The organism is Roseovarius sp. SK2, assembly GCF_028807495.1.
GTDB lineage: Bacteria > Pseudomonadota > Alphaproteobacteria > Rhodobacterales > Rhodobacteraceae > Roseovarius > Roseovarius confluentis.
Genome location: NZ_JARAMK010000001.1, coordinates 826,421 through 849,580, shown reverse-complemented (window position 1 = coordinate 849,580; position 23,160 = coordinate 826,421). Strand labels below are relative to the sequence as shown.

Annotated in this window: 21 protein-coding genes; 19 read left to right on the top strand and 2 right to left on the bottom strand. The window is 63.0% G+C overall.

Going from position 1 to position 23,160, the window contains the following annotated elements; genetic code table 11:
* The first annotated feature begins 112 nt into the window (after positions 1–112).
* The 19 genes from PVV74_RS04255 (at position 113) to PVV74_RS04165 (ending at position 20,237) form a co-directional block, all read left to right on the top strand.
* Positions 113–349, top strand: coding sequence for a hypothetical protein (locus PVV74_RS04255; RefSeq protein ID WP_338020415.1), 237 nt, complete (start codon positions 113–115; stop codon positions 347–349).
* A 17-nt stretch (positions 350–366) separates the two neighbouring features.
* Complete coding sequence (locus PVV74_RS04250) at positions 367–510, top strand: hypothetical protein (RefSeq protein WP_274592340.1); 144 nt, start codon at positions 367–369, stop codon at positions 508–510.
* Between the two features lie 40 nt (positions 511–550).
* Positions 551–2,185 carry a malonate decarboxylase subunit alpha gene (mdcA, locus tag PVV74_RS04245; protein ID WP_103765074.1) on the top strand — a complete coding sequence of 545 codons (1,635 nt, stop codon included), beginning with the start codon at positions 551–553 and terminating at the stop codon, positions 2,183–2,185.
* A gap of 5 nt (positions 2,186–2,190) precedes the next feature.
* Positions 2,191–2,505, top strand: coding sequence for a malonate decarboxylase acyl carrier protein (gene mdcC, locus PVV74_RS04240; RefSeq protein ID WP_103765073.1), 315 nt, complete (start codon positions 2,191–2,193; stop codon positions 2,503–2,505).
* Positions 2,498–3,406 carry a biotin-independent malonate decarboxylase subunit beta gene (locus PVV74_RS04235; protein ID WP_274592339.1) on the top strand — a complete coding sequence of 303 codons (909 nt, stop codon included), beginning with the start codon at positions 2,498–2,500 and terminating at the stop codon, positions 3,404–3,406. Before mdcC ends, PVV74_RS04235 begins: the two co-directional genes overlap by 8 nt.
* Complete coding sequence (locus PVV74_RS04230; RefSeq protein ID WP_274592338.1) at positions 3,403–4,125, top strand: biotin-independent malonate decarboxylase subunit gamma; 723 nt, start codon at positions 3,403–3,405, stop codon at positions 4,123–4,125. The genes PVV74_RS04235 and PVV74_RS04230 overlap by 4 nt, the downstream gene beginning before the upstream one ends.
* Positions 4,122–4,748, top strand: a complete 627-nt coding sequence (gene mdcG, locus PVV74_RS04225) for a malonate decarboxylase holo-[acyl-carrier-protein] synthase (RefSeq protein ID WP_103765070.1) — start codon at positions 4,122–4,124, stop codon at positions 4,746–4,748. Before PVV74_RS04230 ends, mdcG begins: the two co-directional genes overlap by 4 nt.
* 17 nt (positions 4,749–4,765) lie before the next feature.
* The gene (gene mdcB / locus PVV74_RS04220) at positions 4,766–5,590 is read left to right on the top strand and encodes a triphosphoribosyl-dephospho-CoA synthase MdcB (RefSeq protein WP_211286210.1); all 825 of its coding nucleotides are present in this window, start codon (positions 4,766–4,768) and stop codon (positions 5,588–5,590) included.
* A gap of 1 nt (position 5,591) precedes the next feature.
* The gene (locus tag PVV74_RS04215; RefSeq protein WP_274592337.1) at positions 5,592–6,500 is read left to right on the top strand and encodes an acyltransferase domain-containing protein; all 909 of its coding nucleotides are present in this window, start codon (positions 5,592–5,594) and stop codon (positions 6,498–6,500) included.
* A gap of 165 nt (positions 6,501–6,665) precedes the next feature.
* On the top strand, positions 6,666–7,622 hold the full coding sequence (locus tag PVV74_RS04210) for a Bug family tripartite tricarboxylate transporter substrate binding protein (RefSeq protein ID WP_245890589.1): 957 nt from the start codon (positions 6,666–6,668) through the stop codon (positions 7,620–7,622).
* Positions 7,623–7,717: 95 nt separating this feature from the next.
* Positions 7,718–8,233 carry a tripartite tricarboxylate transporter TctB family protein gene (locus PVV74_RS04205; protein ID WP_274592336.1) on the top strand — a complete coding sequence of 172 codons (516 nt, stop codon included), beginning with the start codon at positions 7,718–7,720 and terminating at the stop codon, positions 8,231–8,233.
* Positions 8,234–8,259: 26 nt separating this feature from the next.
* A complete protein-coding gene (locus tag PVV74_RS04200; RefSeq protein WP_274592335.1) occupies positions 8,260–9,741 on the top strand; it encodes a tripartite tricarboxylate transporter permease in 1,482 nt (493 codons plus the stop codon).
* A 381-nt stretch (positions 9,742–10,122) separates the two neighbouring features.
* Complete coding sequence (locus PVV74_RS04195) at positions 10,123–10,374, top strand: hypothetical protein (RefSeq protein WP_274592334.1); 252 nt, start codon at positions 10,123–10,125, stop codon at positions 10,372–10,374.
* 66 nt (positions 10,375–10,440) lie between these two features.
* Entirely contained in the window at positions 10,441–12,765 is a 2,325-nt protein-coding gene (locus PVV74_RS04190; RefSeq protein WP_274592333.1) for a hypothetical protein, read from the top strand.
* A 207-nt stretch (positions 12,766–12,972) separates the two neighbouring features.
* Positions 12,973–14,313: a TolC family protein gene (locus PVV74_RS04185; RefSeq protein ID WP_103765064.1), complete on the top strand. Its 1,341-nt coding sequence runs from the start codon at positions 12,973–12,975 to the stop codon at positions 14,311–14,313.
* 27 nt (positions 14,314–14,340) lie between these two features.
* Positions 14,341–16,476 carry a type I secretion system permease/ATPase gene (locus PVV74_RS04180; RefSeq protein WP_274592332.1) on the top strand — a complete coding sequence of 712 codons (2,136 nt, stop codon included), beginning with the start codon at positions 14,341–14,343 and terminating at the stop codon, positions 16,474–16,476.
* The gene (locus PVV74_RS04175; protein WP_103765062.1) at positions 16,473–17,645 is read left to right on the top strand and encodes an HlyD family efflux transporter periplasmic adaptor subunit; all 1,173 of its coding nucleotides are present in this window, start codon (positions 16,473–16,475) and stop codon (positions 17,643–17,645) included. Before PVV74_RS04180 ends, PVV74_RS04175 begins: the two co-directional genes overlap by 4 nt.
* A 153-nt stretch (positions 17,646–17,798) precedes the next feature.
* Complete coding sequence (locus PVV74_RS04170) at positions 17,799–19,052, top strand: BamA/TamA family outer membrane protein (protein WP_170067276.1); 1,254 nt, start codon at positions 17,799–17,801, stop codon at positions 19,050–19,052.
* A gap of 717 nt (positions 19,053–19,769) precedes the next feature.
* Positions 19,770–20,237: a hypothetical protein gene (locus PVV74_RS04165; protein WP_274592331.1), complete on the top strand. Its 468-nt coding sequence runs from the start codon at positions 19,770–19,772 to the stop codon at positions 20,235–20,237.
* Here the strand turns inward: PVV74_RS04165 and PVV74_RS04160 are convergent.
* Positions 20,228–20,884, bottom strand: a complete 657-nt coding sequence (locus tag PVV74_RS04160; RefSeq protein WP_245890588.1) for a response regulator transcription factor — start codon at positions 20,882–20,884, stop codon at positions 20,228–20,230. The genes PVV74_RS04165 and PVV74_RS04160 overlap by 10 nt on opposite strands.
* A 172-nt stretch (positions 20,885–21,056) precedes the next feature.
* Positions 21,057–22,994 (bottom strand): hybrid sensor histidine kinase/response regulator, encoded by a 1,938-nt coding sequence (locus tag PVV74_RS04155; RefSeq protein ID WP_274592330.1) that lies wholly within the window; start codon positions 22,992–22,994, stop codon positions 21,057–21,059.
* Positions 22,995–23,160: the final 166 nt, after the last annotated feature.

Here is a 23,160-nt window from a genome sequence, read left to right as displayed (position 1 = left end):
CAAGATCGCCGAGGGCGACCCGGCGGCAGCGGGCGAGGCGTCGGACAAGCTGATCGACTATATCTCCGAGTTCACCCGCGCGACCCTTTGAGGCGCTGCGCGCGGAGCAGGCATGCGAACACGTCATCGACGGCGAACCCCGCGAATGCGCCCGCCTCATGATCAAATGGTTGGCCATTTCGAAGCGCGGCGCCTGGCCGAGTATTTTGGCCTCAATCAGCAGATCCACGAAGGCATCCTGGTCGTTGCCCGCAACGAGATATTGATGGTGCAGTATCGCTCGCTGGCCACCCAGGTGCGGCGCGCATGGTTCGTCGCCGACATGACAGCTAGGCGTTGTAACAAATAGCCACCGAAGAGCATTAAGTGATCATGCCCTTCCTTGAAGCCCGCGAGGGCGACGGATTGGCCTCGACCCTGCACAAGCACCTTCAGCACAAGCTTGAAACCCTGCGTGCCAAAACCGTCCGCGCGCGCCTTGCACTTCGTGTTCTGATAAAATATATCTAAGGTATATCAACTGTGGCGGGGGAGGCAGGCTTTGAATGATATGAGTTGGGGAACCCTGGCGGACGACAAGGCCGCGCGGCTCGATGAAGCCGCCCGAAACGGTCTCGGAAAGATCGTCGCCGCCGATCAGGCCGAGACATTGCTTGTGTCCGTGCTGCGTCCGAATGACCGTATCTGCATCGAGGGCAACAACCAGAAACACGCCGATTTCATTTCGGAAGTGCTCAGTGACGTTGACCCCGAGGTGATTCACGACCTGCATGTCGTGCAGTCGAACTTGGCATTGCCGCAGCACCTTGACCTTTTCGAGCACGGCGTCGCGAAGCGACTGGATTTCTGCTACGCGGGGCCGCAGGGCATTCGCATGGCGCAGCTGATCGAGGACGGCGTCATCGAGATCGGCGCCATTCACACCTATCTGGAGCTTTACGCGCGCTACTTCGTGGACCTGACGCCGCGCGTCAGCGTCGTCGCGGTCGAGGCCGCCGACCGCGAGGGCAACCTGTACACCGGCCCAAACACCGAGGACACGCCGCCCATCGTGGAGGCGACCGCCTTTAAGAGCGGCATCGTCATTGCCCAGGCGAACCGGATCGTCGATCGGGTGCCGCGTGTCGACGTGCCCGCGGACTGGACCGATTTCGTGGTCGAGGCGCCGCGGCCGCACTACATCGAGCCGATCTTTACCCGCGATCCCGCCGCTATCACGGAAATCCAGATCCTGATGGCGATGATGGTGATTCGAGGCATTTACGAACCCTATGGCATCCAGCGCCTGAACCACGGCATCGGGTTTGGCACGGCCGCGATAGAGCTGATCCTGCCGACCTATGCCCGTGACCTCGGTTTGCTGGGCAAGATCTGCAACTACATGTCGGTCAATCCGTGCCCCACGCTGATCCCGGCGCTGGAGAGCGGGTTCATCACCTCGATCCATTCCGCCGGGTCGGAGCTGGGTATGGAAGACTATGTTGCCGCACGCTCGGACGTTTTCTTCTGCGGGCCGGACGGGTCGCTGCGGTCGAACCGGGCGTTCTGCCAGCTTGCGGGCCATTTCTCGGATCTCTTCATCGGCTCGACCCTGCAGATCGACACCGCCGGCAATTCCTCGACCGCGACGAGCGACCGGATCACCGGCTTTGGCGGCGCACCCAATTTCGGCTGCGACAGCCGCGCACGGCGCCACGCATCGGACCCGTTCCTGCAGGCCGCCCGGGAGGAAACAGGGCAGGAATCGCCGCAGCGCGGCCGCAAGCTTGTCGTACAACTGGTCGAGACCTTCCGCGAGGGTGGCCAGCCCGTATTCACGGAGCGTCTGGACGCATGGGACATCCAGAAACGTTTCGGTATGGACCTGCCGCCGATCATGATTCACGGCGACGATGTCACCCATATCGTGACCGAGGAAGGCATCGCGAACCTTCTTCTCTGCCGCGGCCCGGACGAGCGAGAGCAAGCCATTCGCGCGGTGGCGGGCTATACCGAGGTAGGCCGCAGGCGTGATCCGAAACGCGTTGCCGATCTCCGCCGCCGGGGCGCTGTGCGCTATCCTTCCGATATCGGGATCGACACGCGGCTGGCCTCCCGCTCGTTGCTGGCGGCAAGGTCTGTGCGTGACCTCGTACGCTGGTCGGGCGGGCTTTACGATCCTCCGGCACGCTTCAGAAATTGGTGAGTGGCATGACGACATTACTTGAATTCGAGTTTGACAACGTGAAGCGCGGCAACACGCGGCGCGCGGCACAGATCGTCGGCGTGGTCGGCTCAGGGCAGCTGGAAGTGCTGATCGAACCGGCCGAGCTGGACGGGAAATGCGAAATCGTGGTCGAAACCTCGGCCCAGGGCTTTGACGAGATCTGGCGCTCCGTGCTGGACGATTTCGCCGCGCAATACCCGGTGGCCGATCTGCGCATCTCGATCAATGACGGCGGCGCGACGCCCGCAGTGGTGAACCTGCGCCTGCAACAGGCAATTGCGGAGGTGCTCGATGTCTGATGTGCTGCCCACCCCCCAGGAAAGCTATCTGGAACTCAGCGCCCGCCAGCGCATCGCACGCATCTGCGACAAGGGAACCTTTACGGAAATCTGCGGCCCGGAGGCGCGGCGCAAGAGCCCGCACCTGGCCACCTTCGGGATGCCCAGCGCCTTTGATGACGGGCTGATCGTGGGCGAGGCGCGGCTTGACGGGCGGAACATCATGGTCGCGGCACAGGAAGGCGCGTTCATGGGCGGCGCCGTGGGCGAGGTGCATGGCGCCAAGCTGACCGGGCTGTTGCTGCGCGCCGCCGACAGGGCCCCCGACGCGGTCGTGATCCTCGCCGATTCCGGCGGCGTCCGCCTGCACGAGGCGAATGCCGGGCTGGTTGCCGTGGGCGAGATACAGCGTGCAATCTTCACCGCGCGCGATGCGGGCGTGCCGGTGATCGCAGTGATTGGGTCGGCGAACGGCTGTTATGGCGGTATGTCCATCGCCGCGCGGTCCTGCGACTGGGTTGTGATGAGCGGGGAAGGCCGGCTTTCGGTATCCGGTCCCGAGGTTATTGAAAGCGCACAGGGCGCGGGTGAATTCGACGCCCGCGACCGGGCGCTGGTCTGGCGCACGATGGGCGGGCGGCACCGCTATCTGATGGGTGACGCGGACCGTCTGGTGGCGGACGACCCGGGCGCCTTCCGATCGGAAATCGTATCCCTCCTGGGCCAATCCCGCGCGATCACGCTCGAGACGCTGCGCGCCCGGAATACCGAGTTGAAACAGCGGATCGATACGTTCGGCGCGGCCCGCGACGGCACCGAGATATGGCAGGCGATGGGCCATTCGGATCCCTGGCGGCTGCCCGAACTTGAACCCGACCCGTTCCAAGCCGCGGTCGACGGTAAACGGAGAAAACGGGCATGAAGGCAACCGAAACCTTGCTGCAGCAATTGTTCGGATCGGACTGGACACTGGAGCACGAGGGCAACGTGGTCTTTGGCCGTGGGCGCCTGAACGACCGGGACCTGCGGATCATCGGCACGGTGAACCAGTGCGAGATTGGGATTGACGAGGCGACCAGGCTCGCCGGCGCCGTGCTGGACGTGCTGGCAGAGGCGGAGCCTGGCAGCAAACCCGCCGATATTCTCTTTCTGGTCGACAATTCGGGCCAACGGCTCAGCCTGCGCGACGAGCTTCTGGGAAATGTCGCTGCGCTCGCCCATTTGGCCGAAGTCCTTCACTTGGCACGCCGTGAAGGTGCGCGGGTGCTGGGCCTCGTGCACAGGCTGGCGCTATCGGGCGGGTTCATGGCGACCGGAATGGCCGCGACGCGCTGTGACGCGCTGGCCGAGGCAGAGGTTCGGGTGATGCGCCTCGACGCGATGTCGCGGATCATGAAGGTGCCGAAGGACCGCTTGACCGAACTGGTCGAGGGAACTGCGATGCTCGGCCCCGGCGTGCGCAATTACCATGCGATCGGCGCGCTGACCGAGCTGTGGGAAAGTCCGACATCCGACAGGCTAGAGGCGGCGTTCGACGCCATGTCCCAAGCGAACTCCGATGACACGCGAGGCGACATGGGCCGCGCCCGGGGCGGGCGGACCCTGGCCGCCTGCGTGGCAGAGCTGGTGCGTCAAGCATGAAATCGCGCTCGCCTCAGCGACACGACCTTGTCTTCGTCGATCCCAAGTTTTTCGGCGGGACCCCGATGGACAGGGAACTGGCGGCATGGGCCGGGGCAGGCTTTCCCTTTGTTCAGCGGATGCAGCCGGGGCAGGCCGTCGCGTGCCAGTTGGGCTGGCCCCGTCCCTTGGGTGCACCGCAGCGCCGTTTCGGCTTTTCCGTACCATTCGATGCGGTAGTCTGGCGCAGCCGCCCGCCGCGCCTGCGCGATGTGGCCGCCGCCGCGCCTGATGGATGGACGCAGGCGCTGAGGCGTGCCTTCACCCTCGAACAGGCTTTCAATCTCCGGATCCGTGTCTACGGATCGCTGGCATGGCAGGGCCTTACCGGTTTGCGCTACGTTCATGCGAACTCCGACCTCGACCTGCTCGTCGAAGGCCTGGACGGACTTGCACCCGGCGATCGGCAGGCCGCCATCTCGCGGCTGATCGCCGGCGCGACGCCGCGGGTCGACGGCGAAGCGGTGCTTGCCGACCGGGCCGCGATTTCTTTGCGCGAATTCCTGAAAGAGAGCTCGCAGGTTTTGGTTCGCCACCTCCAGGGCCCGCGCCTGGAACCGCATCCCTTGGGCGGGATCGCCTGATGTTGCAAGTGGTACCCATGCCTGCCCCACATTGCGTGGCGGCGGTCCGGATCGGAAGGCTTGCTTCCCTGGCGCTCTTTCTGGAGCTTGCCTGCTATCCAAAGCCGGGCCTTGTCAGTTTTGTCGACAACGGGGCCCATCGCGACATGGACGCGCAGACCCTTCTGGCTTCGATCGACGCGCTCTCGGGCTATTTTCCCGAGATCGCCGAGGCCGGCGCGGATCATGCCCCGCTGGCGGAGTTGCGGGATCTGGGGCGCGCCGCGGAAATACGGATGCTGACGGCCACACAAGGCGTCAACACGCATCGGGGTGCGATTTTTGCCATCGGGCTGTTATGTGCCGCCGCCGGGCGGAGAATGGCCATCGGCACAGCGCCGGATCCCGTCGACATTGCGTGCGATGTCGGGCAGCTCTGGGGAGCGACGCTCGGTACAGACCGCTCTGCCGCGCCCATCACGCACGGACAAAAGGTGCGCCACCGCTACGGCGCCAATGGCGCGCGCGGAGAGGCCGCGGCGGGGTTTCCCACCATCCGACGCGCGGTGCTGCCGCGCCTTGAGACGTTTCGAAGACACCCGCGCGCGGCCGCATCGGACGCGCTTTTCGCCAGCCTGGCTGTTCTGGAGGATACCAACCTGCTGCACCGGGGCGGGACCGAAGGGCTTAGCTTCGTCCGTCAGGAGGCGCGGCAGGTGCTGCGGCTGGGCGGCGTGCGGACCGGACCGGGCCATCGCCGCGCAGTCGCACTGCACAAGGAATGCATCCGCCGCAATCTCAGTCCGGGCGGTACGGCCGACATGCTGTCCGCCGGGCTTTTCCTGAAGTTGCTGGCGATCTGAGATGGGCATCGGGATCATGTTCTCGGGGCAGGGAACGCAGCATCCGGAAATGTTCGCTGGTCTGCCTGACGATGACACCGTGGCGTCGCTGGTCCGCGAAGCCTGCGACGCCGCAGGCCTTTCTCTGCAGGACCGGCACTTGCCGGACGATGCCTGCATCTTTGACAATCGCTGCGCGCAGCCACTGATCGTGGGACATGCGCTTGCCTGCTGGGCGGTACTCAGGGAGTCGCTGCCGTCCCCGTCTGCCTTTGTGGGTTACAGCGTCGGTGAGGTGTCGGCGATATCCGCAGCCGGCGCCTTGCCTGCCGAGGCCGCGATCCGGCTCGCGGCAGTCCGGGCGGAGCTGATGGAGGAGGCCGTGGACGTTCCGCAATCCATGTTCGCGGTGCGTGGCCGGGTCTCCGATCTTGACGCGCTATGCCGCGATCACGGCGCTTGGGTCTCCATCGACAACGGACCCGAACACCAGGTCATCTCTGGGCCGGTCACCAATCTGGCGGCGCTCAAGTACGCCCTGCAGGATCGACCGGCCTCGGTACGCGACATCGACGTGACCGTCGCTTCGCATTGTCCGCTGATGGAAGCCGCTCTGCCGCCCTTTCGCGTCGCACTGGACGCTGCGCTGGAAAAGCCCGCGCGCCGCTTTGTCTCTGCCTGGAGCGGCAAGGCTCCCCGGGACATCCCGGCCTTGGCCGAGGCGCTGACCGCTCAGATCAGCGCGCCGCTGCGATGGTCCTACACGATGCAGGCCGTGCGGGAGCGTGGTGTCAACGTCTGGCTGGAGGTCGGCTGCGGCAATGCGCTGGCGCGGATTGCGACCGAGCTGTCGCCCGATGTGCCGGCGCGGTCGATTGCCGATTTCCGGTCGCTGGACGAGGCCATCGCCTGGGCGCAACGCCATGACTAGGCGTCGCGCGTTTCTTAAGTGCCCGGCGGAAGACGTTTAACTACCAGATAAACATGGAATTCCATCCCTCGGGTCATGCTACGTGTTTTAAACCTTGATTGGTATATAAAACACATGCTATTGATATATCAATTGTTAGGGAGGAGAGAACAATTGCGACAGACCATGCTTAAACGCACCCTGATGGCCCTGGGCCTCGCCGCCGGTACGGCCCTTGCGCCGATCTCGGCAACCGCTGAGGATTATCCCTCGGGTTCCATGGAAGTGGTGCATCAGTTCGGGCCCGGCGGCGGCACCGATCGCTTTATTCGTGCCATCGGTGAACCGTTCAAGAGTATCTCCGGCGCGTCGCTCGTGCCGATCTCGGTTTCGGGCGGGGCAGGCATCCCGGCCTCGGTCAATTTCGAACAGCGCCCGGGCGATGGTAGCAGCCTGATGGCGATCGGCCCGGAGCAGGTCATCAATCACGCGCTCGGTCGGATCGACCTGTCGAAATACCAGCCCGTCGCACGCATCCAGTACGACCAAGGGTTGTTCTATGTGGCCCCGGATAGCGAATATCAGAACATCGAGGACCTGATTGCGCATCTCAAGGACAATCCGGGCGACCTGAAACTGGGCGTCACCGGCGCTGCCGGCTTTGACGCGATGCTGGCCGGCCTGTGGAACACGACCACCGGCGCTGAACTGACTCTGATCCCGTTCGAGAAGTCATCCGAAGCGATGGCGGCGGTGCTGGGCGGTCATATCGACGTGCTTTACGAGGAATACGGCCCTGTCCGCGGCGCGCTTGAGTCGAATGAACTTGTCCCGCTGGTCGTCTTTTCCGAGGAGCGTCTGCCAGTGTTGCCGGACGTGCCCACGGCTGAGGAACTGGGTTATGACGTGACCCTGGGTCGCTGGCGCGGTGTCGCCATTGCATCCGAGGCGGCACCGGAAAAGGCCGAGAAACTCTACAGCATCTTCGAGGAGGCTGTCGATGCCGACAGCTACAAGAAGATCGAAGAGCAGAGCGGCCTTCAATATCGCTCGGAGTTGATTGGTCCCGAGGCGTTCCAGGAGTTCCTGGAAAACGAGGTCCAAGTATATACCGAAGTGCTGAAGTCGCTGGGCCAGATCTGACCCAGCTTGCGCCGGACGCAGAGGAAAAACATGGCAGCGGCAGTCAATGATTGCCGCTGCCTGACCGGCAGGTGTCTTTCCGACAGTGAGGAACCATGAAAGAGACGTTTACGGAGCTCGCCGTAACTGTAGGGATGCTCGTTGGCACGCTCTACCTTCTGAGCGCTACGCAAGCCATCCGCCTCATCGGCGTGCCGCGCCCGGTCGATGCGCGCACCTGGCCGCAATGGGTGCTGGGCGGCATCGCGTTGCTCTGCCTGCTGCAGATCGCGCAACTGGGGCTTCGCCTGTGGCGCGCCCGCACCGCGGAGGGCGCCGAGGCCATCAGCGCGGCCGACAGCCGCGCCCCGGCGCAGGTGCTTCTGACCGCCCTGATGGCCGCACTCATACTCGCGTATTTCTGGGCTTTGCAGATCGTGGGCTTTGCCATCGCAACGCTTGCCTTCCTCTATTGTGCGCTGCCGCTGCTGCCCTATCGCAACCGGGTGGTGAAGCTGATCTTTCCGCCTGTCTTCACGGCCGTGCTCATCGGCTTTTTTTCCTACGGACTGTCGCTGCCGCTGCCGCGCGGAACCGGGTTTTTCTATAGCCTCAGCAGTTATCTGTTCTGAGCGCCGGGTAACTGAAAGGACGTACCATGCTTGAAGGTTTCTCGGACGCTCTGCTGTACATGCTGGGCTCGCCAATTTCTTTCGTCATGATCATCTTCGCGGTGATCTGGGGAATTGCCTTCGGATCGATCCCCGGCCTGACCGGGATCGTCGGTGTCGCGCTGCTGATCCCGTTCACGTTTGTCTTCGAGCCGATCGAGGGACTTTTGCTTCTGGGCGGCGTCTATGTTGGATCGACCTTCGGGGGCTCCATTTCGGCGATTCTGTTCAACACGCCGGGCAGCCCGGAGGCTGCTTGCACTGCGCTAGATGGCTACCCGATGGCGCGTAAGGGGCAGGCGGGTCGGGCCTTGGGCCTGGCTCTCGCCGCCTCGGCAATCGGCGGGCTTCTGGGCACGACGGTGCTGATGTTCGCCGCACCGCCACTTGCCCGCGCAGCGCTCAGCTTTGGCCCGCCGGAATATTTCGCGCTGGCCATCCTGGGGGTGACGGCCATCTCCTCGATCGGTTCGGGTTCGACGACAAAGGCGCTGATCGCCGGTCTGGCCGGTCTGGCGCTCGCCACGGTCGGGCTGGACCCCATCACCGGGACAGAGCGCTTCACCTTCGGCAGCGCCACGCTGCTTTCGGGTATCAGCTTTGTTCCAGCAATCATCGGTATCTTCGCCATGGCCGAGGTGCTGCAGCGCTATTCCGAGGGCAATACCGAGGGGCAGGTGATCAAGAATGTTTCGACCGAGTTGCCCAGCTTGTCCGAGTTCATGCGGATGAAGTTTACGCTTCTGCGGTCGTCGGCCATCGGCACGGCCGTGGGTGCGCTGCCGGGCGTGGGAGCGACCACCGCCGCTTTCATCAGCTATTCCGAGGCTGTTCGCTGGTCGAAGAACCCCCGCGCCTTCGGCACCGGCGAACCTGAGGGAATCGCGGCCCCAGAAAGCGCCAACAACTCGGCTGTCGGCGGTTCGATGATCCCTCTGCTGGCGCTTGGCATCCCGGGCAGTGCCACGACCGCGGTGATGCTTGGCGGGCTGACAATCCACGGGATCATCCCCGGACCGCTTATGATGACCGAGAACCGCGACCTCGTCTATTCGGTATTCATCGGCATGTTCTTCGCCAATATCCTGATGCTGGTTTTCGGCTTGCGCGCGGCCCGGTATTTTGCACGCATTCTCGATCTTCCCTACACGCTTGTCGGTCCGGCGATCGTGGTGTTGTGCATGACCGGCGTCTTCGCATTGGAAAACAACGTTGGGAATGTCGCGATCATGCTGGTCTTCGGGGCGGTGGGCTTTGGCCTGCGGCGCTTCGGCTATCCCATCGCGCCGCTGATAATCGGTCTGGTCATGGGCCCCATCGCCGAGAAGAGCCTGCGACAGGGGCTCTTGCTTACCGATTACAATGTGATCGATATGGTCAGCCGTCCGATCACAGCGGTTTTGCTGACCTTCAGCCTGTTGTCCCTGATCTATGGCTTCTACGGGCAGTTCAGAAAACCGAAGAGCTGACCATGCAGCGAGGGGTCACCAAGCGAGCCCGACCACGGACCTGAGTTTAATTTATATGCTAAAGTATGCATATCGCGCTTGGTGGTGATGGATGTGCGTCAAAATTTCAAAATTAAAGCAAAAACTTAGCGTCGTATAGGTTAAATGCTCGAGCATTTCCCTTGGCCGGCAATGTGGTGGTTCAGAGCTTGTTGGGGGCCGAATTTACCTAATGGATGTATCCAACATACTAAATTATGCTTTTCTCCACTGCATTTCGCTGTATACTGCCAAGTGGTGTAGTGAGTAGTAGTTCTATCTGCTTTTGTATAATGTTCCTTGTAGCGCCTGCAGGTAAGTGCCTGCAGGCGGTGCGGGATCACTTGGAGGCCTGAGGGCGTGGTGGCGAAAAAGGGTAAGCACGAATCGGTTGAGCGCGTCGGAGAGAACGGTACGCCGTCTTTCTCGGTGAGTGTGCCCGAGTCCTATCGGCAGGGGCCTCTGTCCAGCCTGAACGGGGCCGCGGCCAGCGCCATTGGCATGGGTCTGGTCCTGCAGAGCGGCCGGGCCGAGGCGCGTACCACCGAAAGTGGCGAGGCCGTGGTGCCGGACGAGGCGGTCCGCACCGAGGAACGTCAAAACATCATGGTCTAGGACACCGAGACCGTACCCGAAGCACCCGATTTGCAAGTGATGGCGCAGGCGTCTTCAGGAGAGATCGTGGAGGAGCCGGAGTCGGAACCGCCGGTCGAGGTTGCCGAGCTTCCGCCGTCCGGATCTGTCGCCGCTTCGGGCCGCACGTCAGAGATCGAGGATGCCGGCGAGGCAGCTGAGTCCGCCGCTGCCATGCTGGCGGAAGGCGACGAAGAAGAGTCCGGTATCCCGCGCGCCCAGGCCCCCACCGAGCCGCCGGAAGTTTATGTCGAGATCGAACCAACGGACGAGGAGGACGGCCTGTTGGGGTCGGTCCTCGATCCGGTGCTTGACCCGGTTCTGGGCGAGGACGGAGTCGTTGACAGCTTGTTGGGCGCGATTGCCGGTGAAGGCGGTATCCTGGACAGCCTGCTTGGCGAAGGAAGTGTCATTGACGATGTGATCGGTACCGTCGTCGGCGAGGGTGGCCTGCTGGACCTCGACGTGCTGGAAGACCTGCTGGGCGAGGACGGCTACCTTGGAGGCGCCATCGATATCGTGCTCGGCGACGAGGGATTGGTCGCGGATATCCTTGGCGAAGACGGGGTCGTGGACGACCTGCTGGACCCGCTGGTCGGGGATGAGGGCGTGCTGGACAGTATCCTGAGCCCGGTGCTCGGCGATGGCGCGGTCGATGACCTGCTGGGCGAGGACGGGGTCGTTCCGGGCCTCGTCGAGGACCTGATCGGTGACGACGGCCTTGTGGATGAGATCGTCGGAGATATTCCTGTGGTGGGCGACCTGCTTGGGTCAGACGGGTTGCTCGGGTCGGTGCTTGGAGAGGACGGCGCGCTGGGCGGGCTGCTTGGGCTGGGCGGTGGTGGCGACGATGGGTCGTCCGGCGACGGCTCCGGCTCCGACGGCTTGCTGGGTGGCGTGCTTGGCGATGATGGCCTGCTGGGCGGTGTGCTGGGATCTGGCGGTGGCGATGACGGGTCCGGCGACGGCTCCGGCTCCGACGGCTTGCTGGGTGGCGTGCTTGGCGATGATGGCCTGCTGGGCGGTGTGCTGGGATCCGGCGGTGGCGATGACGGGTCCGGCGACGGCTCCGGCTCCGACGGCTTGCTGGGTGGCGTGCTTGGCGATGATGGCCTGCTGGGCGGTGTGCTGGGATCTGGCGGTGGCGATGACGGGTCTGGCGACGGCTCCGGCTCCGACGGCTTGCTGGATGGCGTGCTTGGCAACGACGGTCTGGTTGGTGGCCTGCTGGGTGCGGGCGGCGATGATGGCGCAGACGAGTCTGGTGGCGGGTCGGCGTCTGGGTCTGGCGGTTCGGATGCGGATGGCAGTGACGACGCAGATTCAACTGGTGACGGTTCCGGTGGTCTGCTGGGCAGCGTACTGGGCGAAGACGGCCTGGTGGGCGGCTTGTTGGGAGCGGGCGGCGATGATGGCGCAGAAACGTCCGATGCCCAGTTGGCCGACGGGTCGGATACCGATGGCGACGACGACGGACAAGACGATTCCGGTGGTGATGCTGTGTCGGCAGATGGCGGCGACGGTGATGCCGCGCCTTCGGATGACAACGAGTCCGGTACGGGTGCCAGTGGTCTTCTGGGGTCGCTGGCCGGGAGCGCAGGGCTGCTTGGCAGCATATCCGGCTTGGTCGCTGACAGTGGAGCCGATGGCGATAACGCCGATATCGGCGATGATGGTGTCATAGATGACGGTGCGGATGATGTTGTCGCGTCTGGCGCCGGGGAAGGCGACAGCGCGGATGACGCCTCGGCGGAGGCTGGTGCATCTGACGTGCTGGACGCGAGCGCGGGTGCTACTGATCCCCAGCCAGGACCGGAAACGGTTTCTGACACTGACACGGACGTGCCGCAGGACATTGCGGAAGAGTCGGGAGATGACGGCTTTCTCGACAGCCTTGTCGGAGCGGGTGACGATGTTATCGCGGATCTGCCCGATAACCTGACGCAGATTGGCGGGAACATTTCGCTCGACGGGATGGATGATGTCCTGGCCGGGCTCCTTGGGGACGACGACACGTTCGGTGTCGAGGTCCCCGACAGCGAGATCGATGGCTTTGACGACCTTTTTGCCGGCCTTGTCGGTGACAGCAGCCTGACCGGCACGCTGGTCGGGACGGGCGGTGACTTGTTGGCTGATGGCGAGGTCGACGACCTTCTGAGCGAGATACTCGGGCCTGCGAGCGCGGATGTCACCGGCGGGGACGGCGACGTGATCGGGGCCCTGCTGGGCGATGCGGATGCCGATGGCGGGGTTTCGCAGGTTGGCGGTCTGCTGGCCGATATGGGCGGCCTGTTCGCCGACGCTGCCGGTGGCATGAATGCGGACAGTACGCTTCTGGATGACCTGTTCTCTTCTCAGGACGATAGCGTCTAAAGAACACAACCATCGGGTTCCGTTCTATTGAGGCTTAAAAGTATGGTGCACTACATCCAATTTGGTGCTAATTGTTATTTGTAGTTCTTTCGGCTGTAGGAGATCTTTCTTTTGCGGTTGAATCGTGTAACGTGGCTGAGTGTGGGGGTTGAATTTCAGGGAGGTGCCGTCCTTTTTGCAGTGGGGCGGCGCTAGTGGTGTTTTGGTATGAGCAAGCAGCGCGAGCTGTTATTTCGTAGGGTGGGTGCTTTTGAAAGCAATGACCGGGGCTTTTCCGCGGTGGCGGTCTTCGATGCATTGAACTGGCCAGTTGCGGCCATTGCCCTGTCTTTCCTTTTCATTCTTGCCATTGCCAGCCCGGCGCGGGCGCAGATGTCGTTGCAGGAGGCGGTTCTGCTGGCTGCGCAGACGGATCCGGGCGTCGAGGCGCTGCGACAGGAGGTTGCGATAAAGAGCGTGGATATCGATGCCGCGCGCGACGCGTATTTTCCTGCGATCAGTCTGTCCGGTGAAACCAGCACGACCGCCAGCGACGGGCCCGGCCTGGTGCTGAGCGTCACGCAGCTGCTTTTCGACTGGGGCAAGACGAAGGCGGAGATCGAGCAGGCCTCGCAGGTGCGGGTGCAGGCGATGGCGGACCTGAAGATGGCGGTCGAGGACCTGTCCTTCGAGATCGCGGGCTATTTCCTTGATGTCGAGGTGCTGGATCGCAAGATTGCCTATACTCGCGAATACATGAGCTTTTCCCGTCGACTGGCAGGGCAGGCGCAGGACCGTGCCAGGGGCGGTGTCGGCGATAACAGCGAGGTCGCTCGCGCCCGGTTGGAGATCGCGCGGGCGGAAGAGCAGATGTCGCAGCTCATGGCGAACCGGCAGATTGCGCTGGCGCAGCTGGAATATCTGGTGGGCCGGCCGCTGGGCGATGTGCGCACGCCGCCATCGATCGGGTTTGCGCAGCACTACGGGACGGTCGAGAAGATCCGGGCCGCCATCCGGATCGCGCCGGAATACACTGCGGCCCGGGCCGAGGTGGCCGAGGCCGAGGCGGGAATCGATACCGCGAAGGCGCAGCGCTTTCCCACTATCAACCTGCAGGCGCAGGGGCGCGCCGACCTGAATGGCGGAGATACGCAGACCGCGCTTGGGATCTCGGCCGGGGTCGATCTGAATTCGCGCGGCTTCGGTCAGCGACAAATCCAGAGCGCGCGGCTGGAGCTGGAAGGCGCAAAGGCTTCGATGCGCGGGGTGGAGCGCGAGTTGCTGAACACTACGACGACCGCGCTGGAGCGGCTGCAGCTGCTGCGGACGAGCGAACGCTCGAAGGCGGCGCAGCTGGTGGAATCGGAAAAGGTTCTGGCCTCGTACGAAGAGCAGTTCATCGCGGGACAGCGGGAGATCCTGGATCTGCTGACCACGGGGCGTGACCTTTACGACGCGCAGATCGACGAGATCGATACCTATGACGAGAGAAAGAGGACCGAGTACGAGTCCGCAAAGGAGCTTGGTGTCCTTGGCACGATGCTGTCGGCGGGCACGGTTGCAAGATGACGGGCAGAACAATCAGGGAAGAACGCAATGACTGACGTGGAAATGCACGATCCGCTTGTACTGGGGCTGCTGCAGCTGTGCCGGATCCAGGGCGTTACCACCTCTTCGGCACAGCTGACGGAGGGGCTTCCGCGGGAGGCAGGCAGCCAGCTGTCCGCGGACCTTGCCCCGCTGGCTCTGAGGCGGGCAAACATGAGCTGCCGGACGACCCGCGAGCCGCTGCAGTCACTGCCGGAGCACAGCTTTCCGGTCCTGGTTTTCCTGAAGAACGGCCGCACGGTCATCGTGGAGGCCTACAACGAGGGTCGGGCCAAGGTCATTCTTCCGGAATCCGGTGGTGGCAGGGCCGTCTGGACCGCCGAGGAACTGGACCGGTTGCGCGACGACAGGGTCCTGATCTCGAAACCCATCGACATCGTGTCGGGCCGCCTGGATGGCAAGAAAGAAGGGCGCGGGCACTGGTTGCTGGGCCCGGTCTGGGAAAACTGGTGGATCTATCGCGACGTGATGATCGCCTCGATGGCGGCAAATATCCTTGCGGTGGCCACGGCGCTGTTCTCGATGCAGGTTTATGACCGCGTGGTGCCGAACAACGCGATGGATACGCTTTGGATCCTGGCCAGCGGTGTCGGGATCGCCATCGTTCTGGAGCTGGTTCTGCGCCTGATGCGGTCATCGCTGGTGGACGTGTCAGGACGGGACCTGGACCTGCGTTTGTCGGCGCAGCTATTTGACAAAGTCGCGAATATGCGGCTGATCAACCAGCCTGCCTCGACCGGGGTGTTTGCCAACCAGGTGCGGGATTTCGGCACGGTGCGGGAGTTCTTTACCTCGAACACCGTCACGGCGATCTGCGACCTGCCCTTCGTGATCATCTTTCTTGGCGTGATCTGGTTCATCGGCGGACCCATCGCACTGGTTGTGTTGGCGGGCGTGATCCTGACCGTGCTGCCGGGGCTGCTGATGCAGAAGAAACTGGCAAACGCCTCGCGCGAGAACACCAGGGAGGCGGCGGCGCTGAACGGCCTGCTGCTGGAGACGATCTCGAATCTGGAGACGGTCAAGGCGGCCCGGGCCGAGGGCCGGCTGCAGCGGTCGCACGCGCAGCTGACGGCGACCATGGCGACCACGGCGGTCAAGACCCGCAACCTGACCGCGCTGATGACGCAGCTGGTCAGCACGGTGCAGCGGTTGGCCTATGCCGGTGTGGTGATTGTCGGCGTCTACCTGATCAGCGCCGGCGAACTGACCGTGGGCAGCCTGATCGCCTGCACGCTGTTGTCCACCCGCGCGATGTCCCCGATGGGGCAGGTCGCAGGCCTGCTGGCGAAATGGCAGCAGGTGCGCGCGGCGATGGAAGGTCTGAACGAGATCATGGCGTTGCCAGTCGAACGGCCAACGGACCGTCATTTCGTACGCGCCACGGACATGAGGGGCGATTACCACATCCAGGATGTGGTGTTCCGCCACGATCCGCAGGCGCCGCCCGTGCTGGCCATTCCCGAACTGAAGATCGACGCGGGCGAGCGCATTGCAATGCTGGGCGGAAACGGGGCGGGGAAATCCACGCTGCTGAGACTGCTGGCCGGTCTGACAGATCCGCAGGCAGGGAGCGTCCTGGTCGACAACCTTGCGCTGAGCCAGGTCGACCCGATCGATCGCCGGCGCCAGATCGGTTACCTGCCGCAGAGCGTCGCGCTGTTCCAGGGGACGTTGCGGGAGAACCTGCTGCTCGACCACGGGCTGCATTCGGACGAGGAACTGCTCGAGGCGCTGGACGCGGTGGGGCTTGGCACCTTTGTCCGGCAACATGTGCGGGGTCTCGACCTGCAGATCCAGAGCAACGCGAATGTCTCGGGCGGCCAGCGGCAGTCCATCGGACTGGCCCGCGTGCTGCTGCAGGATCCCAAGCTGGTCTTGCTGGACGAGCCGACCTCTGCCTTCGACCACGTGACCGAGGCGAAAGTGATCAGCTATCTGAAGGAGTGGTTGAAGGGGCGCACGACGATCATCGCCACGCACAAGCGCGAGCTTCTGGGGCTTACGGAACGGGCGCTGGTTCTCAAGGACGGAAGGGTCGCGCGTGACGGTGACCTGTTGGAGATCTTGAACGCGGCACGCGCCAACACGGCACAGAAGAAACCGGTGCAGGCAGTGACATGAGCCACGCGGACCTGGAAACCACGAGCCACCTGGACGGCACCTATCGTCGCCAGACGCTACGGCGGGCGCGCTGGGTGATCCGCACGGTCGTTCTTTCGCTGATCATCGCCGTGGCTTGGGCGGCGATGGCCGAAATCAACGAGATTACGCGCGGCGATGGACGCGTGGTTCCCTTGCGGCGCTTGCAGTCGATCCAGAGTCTGGAGGGCGGTATCCTGTCGGAGCTGCATGTCAGCGAAGGCGACATGGTGGAGGAGGGGCAGCTGATCGCGCGGCTTGATCCGACGCGGTCGGAGACGGCCTTCAATTCGACCCAGGCCGAGATCACCGCGCTGACGGCAGAGGTCAAGCGGTTGGAATCGGAGGTTCTGGAAGTGCCAGAACTGGATTTCGGACCGAACCCGAGTGAGACCGAAGCCACCGAATTGCGCCTGTTTGAAGCGCGGCGCAAAAAGCTGGATGCCTCGCTGGCGTCGCTGGAGCAGGAGCGCGAGACGGTCCAGAGTCAGATCGACATCACCAGCCCGCTGGCGGCTGGCGGCTCGGTCAGCCAGATCGACCTGTTGCAGTTGCGCCAGCAGAAGGCCGAGCTGGACGGGAAGATCAACGAGGTGCGCAATGCCTATGTGCAGGAAGCCTACAAGGACCTTGCCACGCGGCGCGCCAAGCTGACGACCTTGCGGCAGGACCTGATCCAGAAGCGCGACGAGTTCCAGCGGACGGAAATCAAGTCGCCGGTGTCGGGGCGGGTGAACAACATCAAGATCACCACGCTGGGCGGCGTCGTACAGCCGGGCGAGCCGATCATGGAAATCACCCCGACCGACGATCAACTGCTGATCGAGACCAAGGTCAAGCCGCAGGACGTGGCCTTTGTCGCGCCAGGGATGCCGGCGAGCGTCAAGATCACGGCGTATGATTTCGCGACGTATGGCGACCTGCTTGGCGTTGTCGAACAGATTTCCGAGGATACGGTCGAGGAGGAAACCGCGCAGGGGATGCAGGATTTCTACCGGGTGATGGTGCGGACCGAGAGCAGCTTCCTGGAGAGCTTCGGCGAGGAGTACGCCATCCGTCCGGGGATGGTCGCGCAGGTCGATATCGAAAGCGGGAAGCGTTCCATCCTGAGTTACCTGACGCGGCCGCTGACCCGTGCTAGGCTGAGATAGACGCCCGGAGGGGGCAGGCCGAAGCGTGCGGCAGGGGAGCCGCCGCGTGATGGCTTACTGAAAAGAAAGACGAATATGCTGCCGCCAGAAACCAGTTCTTCCCGGCGATGTCCGGGGGCACGCCTATGTTTTGCCGTTTTCTTCGCTTTTTTGATGTCGCTGACACCGGCGGCCTTTGCGCAATCGGTCCGGACGTTTGACACGGTCGAGGTGCGCGGTGCGGAATTCATCCCGGAACAGGACATAAAGGATACCTGCGGCGCAGTTCCGAACGTGCCTTACCTGGAGCTTGAGTTGCGGGCGATCGAGGAATGCCTGATGTCGACGGGCGTGTTCGAGAGTGTCGCGCTGATCCCCGAGGGGGACACGCTGGTGATCCAAGTCGAGGAATTGAACACGCGTCCCGGACGGATCGAGGGATCAATCGCATATGCATCCGATGACGGTCTGATCGCCGGCCTGTTCTTTGAGCGGTACAATCTCTTTCCCGACACTTACGGCTCGGCCCGCCTGGAAGTGAACGAGGATGTCAGGCGCGTGCTGGGACGGCTTTATCGTGCGGACGTCTTCGGTGATTCCATCGACCTGGGTTTCAAGGCGGGCTGGGAAGACACGTCCTATGACGACAACGCGTTTTCGCAGGAAACCTATCAGGCGGAAGCCTATTTGGCCTGGACGCCGAACGACACGACGCGGCTCGAGGCCGGGCTGGGGTACCGGGATCACCGGCTTTACGACGTGGCGCCGGCGACCAGCGCGCTGTTGCTGAAAGAACGGACGTCGGGCATCGAGGCGCCGTACCTGCGGCTGGGACTGGAGCACAGTTCGCTGACCGCGGAAGAGACCGGCTGGTCTTCCATGGAGTACAGCGTGGGAGTGGATCACTACTTCTGGAACATCGGCACCAGCGACCGTCTGTCGGATTTCAGGCTTGAAACGCGGTCCTACGTGCCGTTGACATCGAAGATGCGTCTTGTCTTCGGCCTGGACGCGGGGAAGGTTTCGAGCCTGGGCAGCAATCCGACCCGGGCGATCGACCGGTTCGCCTCCGGCGCCAACGGGTTCCGCGGTTTTGCGCCCCGGGGGATCGGCCCGCGCGACCAGGGGGCTGCACTGGGCGGGCAGAATTACCTTTTATCGACCATTGAATTGCAGCGAAACCTGGAGGACGTGTTCGAGGCGCCGCTGGTCGGGGGAGTGTTCTGGCAGACCGGTGGGGTCTGGGATCTTGACGACACGCTTGGCGGCTCGATCGATGACAGTTTTCATCAACGCAGTTCCGTGGGGATGTCGGTCTCTTTCGAAGTGGGTGAGACGCCGGTGTCGGTGTTCGTCGCCGTACCGGTCGAGAAGGAGCCGGGCGACAAGGAACAATTGTTTGGTCTGAGCCTGACCACGAGGTTCTGATTACGGGGCAGCGGCGGCGGTGAGATACAAGGACGGAAACTGTCTGTCCGGGGCAAGGCATGCAGCCGTAGCCTGGCGTGCGAATCATCCTGAGTTTCAAGACGTTGTCAGCGTGTCCGCATGCAGGAACGCGCCGGGCCGTCCCGTTTGCCGGGGCGCTCAGCGCGTTGGACGGCACACGAGGTGCCTGGATTTACGGCAGTATCCGAACCCTTTTATACAAGGGGATTGCACGCTGGAATGCGACCGGCATCTTAAGTGATATATACTAAAGAATGTATTATAAATAAATTAACTAGGCAAAAGTTCGTCCATGGTGTAAAAAGTATGTAGTCCGTGGTGTTTGAAAAGCTGCCGTTTTTACAAGACGCCGGGAATAATTTTTATCTGGTTTCGGTTCGATCCGAAGCCTCAGGGATGTTGATATTAGGATGAAATGGCTTCGATCCGCTCGGGCGAAATATGGGCCCTCTTCGGCACCCAGTCTTGCTGACCGCATTTTTCACCGCACCGAAGTCGAGATGGAGAGCGCGTGCTGCCTGCGCGCGGATGTCATCGGGCTGCTGCGTGTGAACCCGGATGCTGCCATTTCTGCGTGTACTGATCGAAAGAACAGGCCGACATCAACATCCGTCGACTGGATTTCCCGGGTTGGTTCCGGAGCGGTCAAAGACCTCGCGTGGGGTTCGTGACAGAGAATTTCGGAGGGGATGTTTCATGCTGCTGCACAATTTTGAAATGGAAACCGCGATACCCGTCGCCGGAAAGCCCCGGCAGGAGGAGCGGCGGGTCCTGGCCTTTCTCGACTGGGACCATCTGCCCTACGAGCTGAGCCGGCCCGGGCAGGGGTTTCGGATGTGGCTTTTGCGCGGGGAGGATTCGGACCGCGCGATGGGCCTTTTGAGAAAGTGCCAGGCGCCGCTGGACGTGTTGATCGTAGACGAAGATTTCTTCGGCTTTCCCGAGGATGCCGCCGACATTTGCCTGCAGATCCGCCGCATCTATCCGGATATCCGCATCGTCGCGGTCGAAAGCGAGATGTCCGAGGGCGACTCGGTGCTGGTGTCGCTTGGGCTGTGCGACCGGACGTTGCCGGCGGCCCCGGATGCCGGGGCAATCGCCGGCGCGTTGCAGACGCCGGACACAAGCCGCCCGCGCGCGGCCGCCGACGGACGTCAGATGTAATTCATGTCGCGCGCCACGATGACCGCCTGCGTCCGGTTGCTGGCGCCCAGCTTGGTGCAGATTGATTTGACGTGCATCTTGACCGTCGCCTCGGCCAGCGACAGCGCCTCGGCGATCTCGCGGTTCGGGCGACCTTCGGTCAGAAGGCCGAGAACGTCCATCTCGCGATCCGACAGCGGGGCCTTGGTGGTGCCGCGCGACTTGAGCCGCTGCTGGTCGATCAGTTCGACCGGAACATATCGGCCCCCCGCGGCCATGAAGCGGATCTCGTTGGCCAAGTCCTTGAGCGAGGCGGTCTTAAGAATCACGCCGGAGCTGCCCATCTGAAGAATTTCCGAGATTACCTGTGCCGCCGGGTCACTGGTGAGAAGGCCGGTCGGGCGACCGCCATTCGCTTCCATCGCCCGGGCAAGACCCTCGGTGCCGTCCATCCCGGGCATGTTGAGGTCCACGAGGACCAGATCAAACGGATCTTCACTATCGATGATCGAAAGGGCCGTATCGAGATCGGGGGCCGTGGTGACCTCGAAACCGGGCAAGTTGGAAAAGAAATGCTCGAACATTTCGAGCACCAATGCATGGTCATCGGCTATTAACACACGAATGATCGACGTCTGGAAACTTCCAGATGATGCAGCTGTCGTCACGTGCTTTTTCCTCTACGCTGTTACTCGCCTTTCGGCATCACTGATGCGCCACCGGGCGCGATGGCGGCGACGTTTACATGCAATGAACTAAGGCTTCATAAAGAAAATCATGTCACAAATACGATACGCGCGGAAGTGTGCGCTTTTTGAGACTCTGGAATGCAGAAGACTCTCAATCAAGTCTTTCAAGAGCGGCTTTCGTCTCCACGATCGCGGATTCTAGCTGAACGATGCCCGGTTCAGTTGATTGCTGATTCTCCAGCGCTAGCTCCAAGGCCCGCAGTGCGGCCTCGACCATCGAAAGTCCGGTCAGCGTACACGCTCCGGTGGCCGCGTGTAACATGCGGCCCGTATCCGGGCCGATGCCGTCGTCGCGCAGGCGGGACAGAACATCGGAAGCCTCGTTGAGGGCGCGTTGCATGAAGGAGATGGCTCCGGACTTCCCGAATTGCTCTAGCAGGTCGTTGACGATGTAGCTGTTGAGCGGGATTGGCTGCTCCTGCGGTGCGCTGGCGGACGTAAGGGCCGCGGGTGCCGCGTCGGCGCCATCCGCGCGGTTGGAGTCGATCACATTCAGGATGACTTCGCGCAGGATCGCGGGGCGCACGGGCTTCTCGAGGACCTTCTCGATGCCGCCGGCGTGACAGGCATCGACGATCTTCTGGCCGACATGCGCGGTCAGGGCGATGATCGGGCCGGTCCAGGGCACGCTTATCTCTTTACGGGCGCGATGTGCGAATTCGACACCGGTCATATAGGGCAAGGTCATGTCGGTGATTATGAGGTTCAGTTTGTCCCGAACGTCCGGGCAGTCCAGCAGCGACAGCGCCTCGGCCCCGTTCCCGGCCGCCCAGACCCGGGCGCCCGCGATTCTGAGGACCTGTCCGATCCAGTCGCGGCTCGAGGGGCTGTCCTCGACGAGGATGATGCCGATGCCGGACAATTCCCTGTATTCGGTCCCTGCTTGGTGTGCCGATGCTTCGGGGGGAATCTCCCTTTTGCCCCTCAGCATGGGAAACGTGACCTCGATCATGGTGCCGGTCACCGCGCCGTCCGGGTCGTCCCGGACGTGGCGGTCTTCGAGGTCAAGCTTTCCGCCGAGCTGACGTAGGGCATGGGCCAGCACGTTCAGGCCGGCCGAAGGTCGATCGGGCGGGTTGGCGGCGCTACCGCCCAGGGACCTGGTCTGACCCACGGCCTTGAACAGACGCGCCTTCTGGTCTTCGGGAAGGCCGCCGCCAAGGTCCTTGACGGTCAGGGATATCCTGAGGCTGTCGTCCGTGCCGTCGGTCGAGGGCAGGGCACGGCAGGTCAGGCTGATCTCGACCTCGGTGCCGCCGTGCTTGGCCGCGTTGTCGATCACGTTCTGGAACAGGGCGCGCACGAACTGCACCGGCCCGTGGACCCAGATATCCTCGTGCGGGTCGAGTCGCAGTTTCAGTTCAAGGCCGCGTTGCCGGGCGATCGGGCCGATCACCACGAGCATCGACCTGAGTTCCTCGGTGATGTTGAAGGTCTCGTCAGGGCGGATTCCCGCCAGGCTCTGGTCTCCGCGAATGACGCCGAGAACGTTGCTGATGTGGTCGAGAGCGACCTCTGAAGAGTGCCTCAACTGATCGCGGTCCTGCTTCCTTTCCGCTTCGGTTGCGTGCTCGGTCTCGATCATCTTTTCAGCGGTTGCCACGAGCGACTGAATTGGCGTGCGCAGGTCGTGCGCGACGCGCAGCAGGGTGGCCGAGCGGGAGCGATTGCGCAGCCAAGACGCCTCGTGGTCGTTCTCGGCCAGGCGCAGAAGGTAGCCGTCGCGCGCGCCGAGGGAAATATGCACCACCTCTCCTTCGAGCTCCATCGTGCCGAGCGAAAGGGAGGCGGCAGTGCTGCCGGCGCGGTAGGCCTGCGTGCACAGAGTAGGCCAATCGAACTTCTCCCGCAGGGCCGCCTGGTTGAGGCCGAGCCGTTGCGCGGGCGGGTTGGCGAGGAGGACCTTGCCGCTGTCGCTGGCCAGCAGAGACGCGCGGCGGTCCGTGGCGATCATGCGCGCGATTGTCTGGATCACCGGTCGCATGCCGAACACCGGCTTGCTGGATGACCTGGGCGTGTCGGACGTCATGCGCGTGCTTTCATCCCGGTACGATAGTTGAAATGGCGGATCGAAGGCACTGCGACCTTATGCGGAGCCGCCGGATCTGTCGCGTGCAATCTTGCCGAAAGGCCAGCGCCGAGAAACATGTTTGCCTACTTTTTGGTGAGGTTCTTCGGAAGCTGGCAAAGGTGCA